2 protein-coding genes (1 of these 2 cut by a window edge) are annotated in these 9,612 nt (G+C 70.0%); both read left to right on the plus strand.

The window, feature by feature from the left end; all coding sequences use genetic code 11:
• Window positions 1-9,045: the 3' end of a non-ribosomal peptide synthase/polyketide synthase gene (locus ACWPOC_RS24840; RefSeq protein ID WP_455409465.1), read on the plus strand. 20,538 nt of this gene lie to the left of the window's left edge; the window shows 9,045 of its 29,583 coding nt (coding positions 20,539-29,583); its start codon lies off the left edge, out of view; it ends in the stop codon at window positions 9,043-9,045.
• A 247-nt stretch (window positions 9,046-9,292) separates the two neighbouring features.
• A partial coding sequence (locus tag ACWPOC_RS24845; RefSeq protein WP_455409466.1) for a hypothetical protein occupies window positions 9,293-9,612 on the plus strand: 320 nt, incomplete at its 3' end.

Genomic DNA, 9,612 nt, shown 5'->3' on the forward strand with positions numbered 1-9,612 from the left:
GCCTTCGACACGCTCACGGTGTTCGAGTCGTACCCGCTCGACGAGGAGGCCCTCGCCGAGCAGTCCGCCTCCATCGACGGCATGGCCGTCACGGGTGTAGGCACCCACGACGCGACCCACTACCCGCTGAGCCTGTTCGTGCACCTGCGGTCCGCGCTCGAGGTCGAATTGCGTTACCAGCGAGCACTGTTCGACCGCGACCAGGTCGAGACGCTCGTCGAGCGTTTCGTCCGCGCACTCGAGGCGATGGCGCAGCAACCGGAGATGCCGGTCGGCGACATCGCGCTGCTCGGTTCCGAGGAACTCGACCGGATCCTCCAGGCGTGGAACGACTCCGATCACGACCTCGACGGGACCGCGTTGCTGACCACGCGTTTCGACGCGCAGGTGGCGCGCACCCCGGACGCGGTCGCCCTCTCCTACGAGGGCGAGGAACTGACCTACGCCGAGTTCGACGCGCGGGTCAACCGTCTCGCCCGGCACCTGATCGGCCACGGCGTGGGACCGGAGTCGCTGGTCGGCCTCGCCGTCCGCCGCTCCGCGGAACTGCTCGTGGGCATGTACGCGATCGTGCGGGCCGGCGGCGCCTGGGTGCCGATCGACCCGGATCATCCGGCCGACCGCATCCGCCACATCCTCGACACCGCCGATCCGGTGTGCATCGTGACCACGGCGCGCGACGAGTTCGAGATCCCGTCGGGCATCGCCGTCGACGCGGTGGAGATCGACCGTCTCGACCTCGCGGACGTGCCGGCGACACCGATCCGCGACGAGGACCGGCTCTCGCCGCTGCGTCCCGACAACACCGCCTACGCGATCTTCACCTCCGGTTCCACCGGACGGCCGAAGGGCGTGGCCGTGACGCACCGCGCGATCGTCAACCAGACGGAGTGGATGCTGCACGAATTCGAGATGACCTCGGAGGACGTGTACTTCCAGAAGACCGCGACGACCTTCGACGTGTCGCTGTGGGGCTTCTTCATGCCGCTGAGCGTGGGCGCGAAACTCGTGATCGCCACCCCCGACGGCCACCGCGACCCGGCCTACCTGTCGGAGGTCATCGCCCGCGAGAAGGTAACCATCACCGACTTCGTGCCGTCGATGCTCACCGTCTTCGCCGCGCACGCCGACGCCGCCTCGTGCAGCACACTGCGCGACATCTTCGTCATCGGTGAGGCCCTGCCGCCCGAGACGATCGACGGTGTGCGCCGGATCAGCTCCGCGGACATCGACAACCTCTACGGACCGACCGAGGCCGCGGTCTCGGCCACCTACTGGCAGGCGCCCGCCGAGGGGCCGGTCGACGTCGTGCCGATCGGTGTGCCCGAGTGGAACGTCCGCGCATACGTGCTCGACGGTCGTCTGCGGCCGGTGCCGGTGGGTGTCCCGGGTGAGCTCTACCTCGCGGGTGTCCAGCTCGCGCGCGGCTACGTCCGGCGACCCGATCTCACGTCCGACCGGTTCGTCGCCAACCCGTTCGGCGCACCGGGCGACCGGATGTACCGCACCGGCGACCTGGTGACGTGGAACGGCGACGGCGAGCTCGAGTATATCGGCCGCACCGACTTCCAGGTGAAGTTCCGCGGTCAGCGCATCGAGCTCGGCGAGATCGAGACCGCCCTGCTGGCACACGAATCGGTCAACCAGGCTGCGGTCCTCGTGGCCCAGACCCAGACCGGCGACCAGCTCGCCGGCTACGTCGTGCCGGTGCCGGGTCACGAGATCGACAGCGGTGCGCTGATCGAGTTCGTCTCCGGCTCCCTGCCGTCGTACATGGTGCCCGCTGCCGTGGTGGTGCTCGACGAGTTCCCGCTCAACACGTCGGGCAAGCTCGACCGCAAGGCGCTGCCCGCGCCGACCTTCGAGGTGCGCGAGTTCCGCGCGCCGCGCACGCCGGTCGAGGAGATCGTGGCGGGCACCTTCGCCGACGTGCTCGGCGTCGATCGCGTGGGTCTCGACGACGACTTCTTCGCGCTCGGCGGCAACTCGCTGATCGCCACGCAGCTCGTCGCCCGCCTCGGGTCCGCGCTCGACGTCCGGGTCCCCGTGCGGGCCCTGTTCGAGGCCTCGACCGTCGAGGCGCTCGCCGCGCACGCCGAACGGCAGACCGGTACGACCGGGCGTGCCCCGCTCGTACCGCAGCCGCGCACCGACCGCATCCCGCTGTCGCTCGCGCAGCAGCGCATGTGGTTCCTCAACCGCTTCGACAACTCGTCGGCCGCCGACAACCTGCCGGTCGCCGTGCGGCTCACCGGTGCGCTCGACGTCGAGGCCCTGCAGGCGGCGGTCCGCGACATGCTCGACCGTCACGAGGTGTTGCGCACGATCTACCCGGAGGACGACGGACGTCCCTACCAGCTCGTCCTGCCCACGGCCGATGCGGCACCGCAGGTCGTCGCCGAGGACGTCGACCCGGCGGACGTGCCGGATCGGATCCGCGAGATCGTCACCACCGGTTTCGACGTCACCGCGGAGTTGCCGCTGCGGGTAGCGCTGCTGCGCCTGAGCGAGACCGACCACGTGCTGGTCTTCGTCGTCCACCACATCAGCGCCGACGGCTGGTCGATGGCTCCGCTGACCCGGGACGTCATGACCGCCTATCTCTCCCGTGTACACGGGGAGGAACCGGGATGGACGCCGCTGCCGGTGCAGTACGCCGACTTCGCGGTGTGGCAACGCCAGGTGCTCGGCTCCGAGGACGATCCCGAGAGCGTGCTGTCCGCCCAGGCGGCGTACTGGCAGGACGCCCTCGCCGGACTTCCGGACGAGCTGAACCTGCCGATGGACCGTCCGCGCCCGCCGGTGCAGTCGTTCGCCGGCGGCACGGTCGGACTCACGATCGACGCGCAGACGCACCGCGCCGTCGCCGAACTCGCACGCCGGACCGGCACGACGATGTTCATGGTGATGCACACCGCGCTCGCGGTGTTCCTCGCCCGCATGGCGGACACCGACGACGTCGCGATCGGTACCCCGATCGCGGGCCGTGGCGAGCACGAACTCGACGACATGATCGGCATGTTCGTCAACACGCTCGTGCTGCGCAGCCGGGTGGACGGCGGGGAGAGCTTCACCGATCTGCTCGCCCGGGTCCGGGAGACCGACCTCGAGGCGTTCGCCCACGCGGACATCCCGTTCGAGCGGCTCGTGGAGATCCTCGCGCCGGAGCGGTCGACCGCCCGCCACCCGCTGTTCCAGGTGGCGCTGTCGTTCGAGAACCTGCCGTCGGCCGGTCTCGAACTCCCGGGCCTGACGGTCTCGGGTGTCCCCTTCGACGTCGACACCGCAAAGTTCGACCTGTCCCTGACGCTGCGCGAGCAGTACGACGAGACGGGCGAGCCCGCCGGCATCGGAGCCGAGTTCTCCTACGCGACGGCCCTGTTCGATCGGCGGACCGTCGAGGAGTTCGCGCGCAGGTTCTCGATGCTGCTCACCGGTGCGTTGGACGATCCGCAGTCGCCCGTCGGCGACCTGGCGATCCTCGACGCGGACGAATTCGACCGACTCACCCACGTCCACGGCGACCGTGTCAGTGCCGGGGGAAGCCTCACCGACATCCTCACGACCGGTGTCGCGATGGACCCCGACGCCGTGGCGGTGCGCTACGAGGGTCGCTCGATCACCTACCGGGAACTCGACGAGACCTCGTCGCGACTGGCACGCCTGCTCATCGAGCGTGGCGTCGGACCGGAGAACATCGTCGCGGTCGCGTACCCGCGGTCGTACGAGATGGTGCTGAGCGTGTGGGCGATCGCGAAGACCGGCGCCGCACACCTGCCGGTCGACCCGACCTATCCGGCCGACCGCGTGCGTTACATGCTGTCCGATTCCGGTGCGGCACTGGGCATCACAGGCGGCGCGCACATCGACGGCCTGCCGGACGAGGCCGACTGGCTCGTGCTCGACTCGGCGGAGACCGCCACCGCACTCGAGGCACGGTCGGCCGATCCGATCACCGACGCCGAGCGACTGCGCCCGATCCGGCTCGACCAGCCGGCCTACGTGATCTACACGTCGGGTTCGACCGGTCGACCGAAGGGTGTCGTCGTCACCCACACCGGACTCGGGGGAGTGGTCGACACCGCGGTGGATCTCTACCACCTGCGGGCCGGCCACCGCTTCCTGCACATCTGCTCGCCGAGCTTCGACCCGTCGGTGCTCGAGTGGATGGCGGCGTTCTCCAGCGGCGCCACGCTGGTGATCGTGCCCGCCGGGATCATCGGGGGCCCGGATCTCGCCGAGCTGCTGAAGACCGAACGCGTGACCCACACGATCATCACGCCCGCGGTGCTCGGCACGATGGATCCGACCGGCATCGACAGCCTCGAGGTGGTCTCCGTCGGCGGCGACGTCACCACGCCCGAACTGCTCGCGCGGTGGGCGCCGGGACGGAAGTACTTCAACGGCTACGGCCCGACCGAGACGACGATCATCTCGTCCTTCGGCAAGCTGCAGCCGGGACGGCCGATCACCATCGGCAATCCCACGCACGGGGTCTCCGCGCTCGTCCTCGACGCCCGGCTCCAGCCGGTGCCCGAGGGTGTCGCCGGTGAGCTGTACATGGCCGGTGGTGCACTCGCACGCGGCTACCACGGTCGCAGCGGCCTGACCTCGGAGCGATTCGTCGCCAACCCGTACAGCGCCGACGGATCCTGCATGTACCGCACCGGCGACGTGGTGCGCTGGCGCTCGATCGGCGGCGGCCCCGTCGAACTCGAGTTCGTCGGCCGCAGCGACTTCCAGGTCAAGGTGCGCGGTTTCCGCATCGAACTCGGTGAGATCGACGCGGCGCTGACCGAACACGAGACGGTGGACTTCGCGGCGACCCTGGGCCGCACGACCGGCTCGGGTGCCACGGTGCTGGTGTCGTACGTGCTGCCCGTCCGCGGCCGGACGGTCGACACGGCGGAGCTGACGGAGTTCGTGGCGCGGTCGTTGCCGCCGCACATGGTGCCGTCGGCGATCGTGGTGCTCGACGAGGTGCCGCTGACGCCGGTGGGCAAGCTCGATCGTGATGCTCTTCCGGAGCCGGTGATCGAGGAGCGCGAGTACCGGGCTGCGGAGAGTGAGGTCGAGCAGATCATCGCGGAGGTGTTCGCGGAGGTTCTCCATCTGGACAAGGTGAGTGTCGACGAGTCGTTCTTCGCGCTCGGTGGCGACAGCATCGTGTCGATCCAGCTGGTGTCGCGGGCGAAGTCCCGGGGTGTCGTGTTCACGCCGCGTGACGTCTTCGAGCGTCGTTCGGTGGCCGGCCTCGCCGAGGTCGCCACGCGGGCGGAGAGTTCCGGCCCCATCCGTCTGACCGAGCTGCCCGGCGGTGGTGTCGGCGAGGTGCCGCTCACGCCGATCATGCGCGACGTGCTCGGCTGGCCCGGCGGCTTCGACCGGTTCTCGCAGCTCGTGTCCGTCACGCTGCCGCAGGGCATCGACCGGGACGTGCTGACCCGCACCATCGGCGCGGTGATCGACCACCACGACGCGCTGCGCTCGATCCTCGAACGCGGTGCCGACGGCACGCATGTCCTGCGGGTCCGCGCGACCGGCACGGTCGAACCCGGAGCGATCCTCGACCGCGTCGAACTGTCCCCGGACGTCGACGACGCCGGGCTGACGGAGATCGCCAACCGCGAGATCGACGCGGCCCTCGGCCGTCTCGATCCGTCGAGCGGTTCCGTGATCCGCTTCCTGTGGTTCGACCTCGGCGACACCCGCCCGGGCATCCTCACGGTCGTTGCCCACCACCTCGTGGTGGACGGTGTGTCGTGGCGCATCCTGCTGCCGGACCTCGGGCTGGCCTGGGGCCGGATCGTCTCCGGTCAGGAGCCGCAGCTCGAGGCGGTCGGGACGTCGTTGCGTCGCTGGGCCCACGGCCTCGTCGAAGCGGCTCCGTTGCGACGAAGCGAACTGCCGCTGTGGGAACGGATCCTCGAGGGACCGGATCCGGACCTGGGGGCCCGCCCGTTCGATCCCGCCGTCGACACGATGGCGACGGTGCAGCGACTGGAGATCTCCGTCCCGGCGGCGGACACCGATGCGTTGCTGACGTCGGTGCCGTCCCTGTTCCGCGGCGGTGTCGCCGACGGTCTGGTGGCCGCGCTCGGATTGGCGATGGTGCGCTGGCGCCGCGATCGTGGCGTCGAATCCTCGTCCGCCCTCGTGAAGTTCGAGGGGCACGGTCGTGAGGAGGCTGTGGTGCCGGGTGCCGACCTGTCGCGGACGGTCGGCTGGTTCACCAGTGCCTACCCGGTGCGGGTCGACCTCGCCGGTGTGGACGTCGACGACGCCTTCGCCGGCGGTGCCGCGATGGGTTCGGCGGTCAAGGCCGTCAAGGAGCAGCTGCTCGGGATCCCGGACAAGGGCATGGGCTTCGGTCTACTGCGTTACCTCGATCCGGAATCGTCGGCGCGCCTGGCCGAGATCGCACGCTCGCCGCAGGTCAGCTTCAACTACCTCGGCCGGGTCTCCTCGGCGGACGTGCCGGAGGGGCTCGCCGAGATCGGCTGGGCGCCCACCGACGCGCTGGGCAAGCTCGACGTGACCCAGGACGCCGACATGCCCGCCAACGCGAGCGTGGACATCAACGCCGTGGTCTCCGACGGTGCGGACGGCCCACAGCTCGGGGCGAACATCGCCTTCCCGGCGGGTCTGCTGGACCGCGACGACGTCGACGAACTCGCGCAGCACTGGCTCGAGGCGTTGAGCGCACTCGCGCGGCACGCCGCGTCGCCGGCCGCAGGTGGCCTGACCCCGTCCGATCTGCCGCTGGTCGACATCGACCAGAAGGAGATCGAGACGTGGGAGCAGCGCTACCCGTCGCTGGCGGACGTGTGGCCGCTGTCGCCGCTGCAGACCGGTCTGCTCTTCCACGCATCGATGACGATCGACGAGCGCGTCGACGTCTACACGATGCAGGCGGTCCTCGACCTCGAAGGCGCGGTGGATCCCGACCGTCTGCGGGACGCGGGACAGGCACTGCTCGACCGGTACCCGAACCTCCGCACGGCATTCGTCACCGACGACGAGGGGCAGTCGCTGCAGCTCGTGCTCGACGAGGTCGAACTGCCGTGGCGGACGGTCGATCTCACCGATCGCGCGGACGACGTCCGAGAGGCCGAACTCGCGGACGTGCTCGCCGACGAGCAGGCCCGGCGTTTCGATATGGAGACGGCACCGCTCATGCGGTTCCTGCTCGTGAGGTCCGGGGCGGATCGCTACCACCTGGCGGTGACGAGCCACCACATCCTCCTCGACGGCTGGTCGATGCCGCTGCTCATGCAGGACCTCATGGCCCTGTACGTGCTGCGCGGAGACCGCACGGTGCTGCCGCGCGTGCGTTCCTACCGGAATTTCCTCGCTTGGCTCGCCGAGCAGGACCACGCCGCCTCGCTCGACGCGTGGGCACAGACCCTCCAGGGGCTCTCCGAGCCGACGGTGATCGCGCCGGTCCAGCGCGATCCCGACAACGAGACGATCTCGAAGGTCTCCGTCCTGGTCGACACCGATCACACCGCCCGGCTGACGATGCTGGCCACGGAGCTCGGCGTCACGGTGAACACGCTCGTGCAGGCCGCCTGGGGTGTGCTGCTCGGCCGCATCACCGGCAACCCGGACATCGTGTTCGGTGCCACGGTCTCGGGTCGCCCCGCCGACCTGCCCGGCGTCGAGTCGATGGTCGGTCTGTTCATCAACACCCTGCCGGTGCGCGTGCGGGTCGATCCGCACGAGTCGGTGGCGCAGCTGCTGCAGCGCCTGCAGTCCGAACAGGCCGGTCTGCTCGACCACCACTACGTCGGACTGTCCGAGATCGAACAGCGGATCGGGAACCCGATCGGCTTCGACTCGCTGCTGGTGTTCGAGTCGTACCCGATCGACCGCGAGGCACTGTCCGACGCCGCGGGGTCGATCGACGGCATGACGATCACCGGGGTCGGGGTCAAGGACGCCACGCACTACCCGATCACTCTCATGACGGTCGCCGACACGCAGATCGACCTGACCTTCAAGTACCTGGAGCGGTTCTTCGCCGAGTCGGAGGTCAGGAACATCTCGGAGCGGCTGGTGCGCGTGCTCGACGCGTTCGCCGCCGATCCGGAGTCGGCGGTCGGCGACATCGACCTCGTCGATGCGGAGGAACTCGCCCGCATCGTCGCCGAGTCCGGACCGTCCAGCGCGGCCGTGGACACCGGCGCGCGGACGCTGGCCACGGTCTTCGCCGAGGTGGTCGAGGAGGATCCGGCGGCGCCGGCGCTCTCGCTCCCGGCCGATCCGGAGATCGGCGGTGAGGGGACGGAGATCGCCTACCGGGAACTCGACGCACGGTCGTCCCGCCTGGCTCGGCTGCTCATCGGCCGCGGCCTCGGCACCGGCGATGTCGTCGCGGTCGCGATCCCGCGCTCGGTGGAGTCCGTGGTCGCCCAGTGGGCGGTGGTCAAGACCGGTGCCGCGATCGCGCCGGTCGATCCCACCCGCGTCGACGGGCAGCTGCCCGCCGGAGCCGCTCTGGGACTGACGGTCGCCGGTACCGCGGCGAACGGTGCGGACAGCTGGTTGGTCGTCGACGAGCCCGGTGTGCGGGACGAGCTGGCTGCGCAGCCGGCGGATCCGGTGACCTACGCCGACCGGTTGCGTCCGGTCGGCTCGGCGGACCCGGCACTCGTGCTGCCCTCGCGGACGTTCACGAACGTCGAACTGGTCGAGAGGATCGGCACGCTGCGGGATCGGTACGAGCTGACCTACGAGTCGCGCAGCCTCGCGGTGGGCGGTGTCGAGATCGAGGCGGTGGCGCTCGAACCGCTGGTCGTCACGGCGACCGGTGCCGTCGTCGTGGTCGTGCCCGAGGGCGCGTCGTCGGGTACGGCCCTGGACAGCGTGCTCTACAACGAGTGGGTCACCCACGTGCACCTGCCCGAGGCATCTCTGAGCACGCTCGAACCCGGGTCGCTCGAGGACCTCGCGGCCGTCGTCGTGGTGGACGACGCCCCCGACGGGTTGCTCGAGGAGTGGGGCGCGGCACACCGCCTGTACCGGCTCGCTGACCTGGACTGACGATGTGGTGGGGCCGCTTCGGGTGGCCCCACCACCTCGGCGGACGAGTCCCCGCGGGATGCGCCGGTAACGTCGGGAGTGGTCGGAGAGATGAACCCCATGGGGTTACTACCGAGTAAGTTCGCCCGTCTCCGACGGGTGACTATGCTTGCTCGGTTCGCAGACGCGACCGTTGGGATCGAAAGCGAAGGGTATGGGCTTTTTCATGCGTTCACGACACGATGGCAGCTCGAACGGGGCCTCTCCGGTGAACGCATCCTCTTCGTCCGATTTCCCTTCGGAGACGCAGCCTCGCGAGACGCAGGACGGTGCCCGCAGCCGGGCACCGCGTCCCGAACGTGCACCCCGTCCCGAACGCGCGCCTCGGCCCGAGCGCTCACCCCGCCCCGAACGTGGCGCACGCCCCGAGCGCGCTGCGCGCCCGGCGCGCGGCGAGCGCGCCCGTGGTCGTCGTGGTGTGTTGTTGCCGCAGTTGTTGGTGTCGGCGGTGGAGTCCGCGGGTGATGCGGTGGCGGTGGTGGAGGGTTCTCGGTCGTTGTCGTATCGGGAGCTCGATGCGGTGTCGTC

It is taken from the genome of Rhodococcus sp. 5G237 (assembly GCF_053764735.1).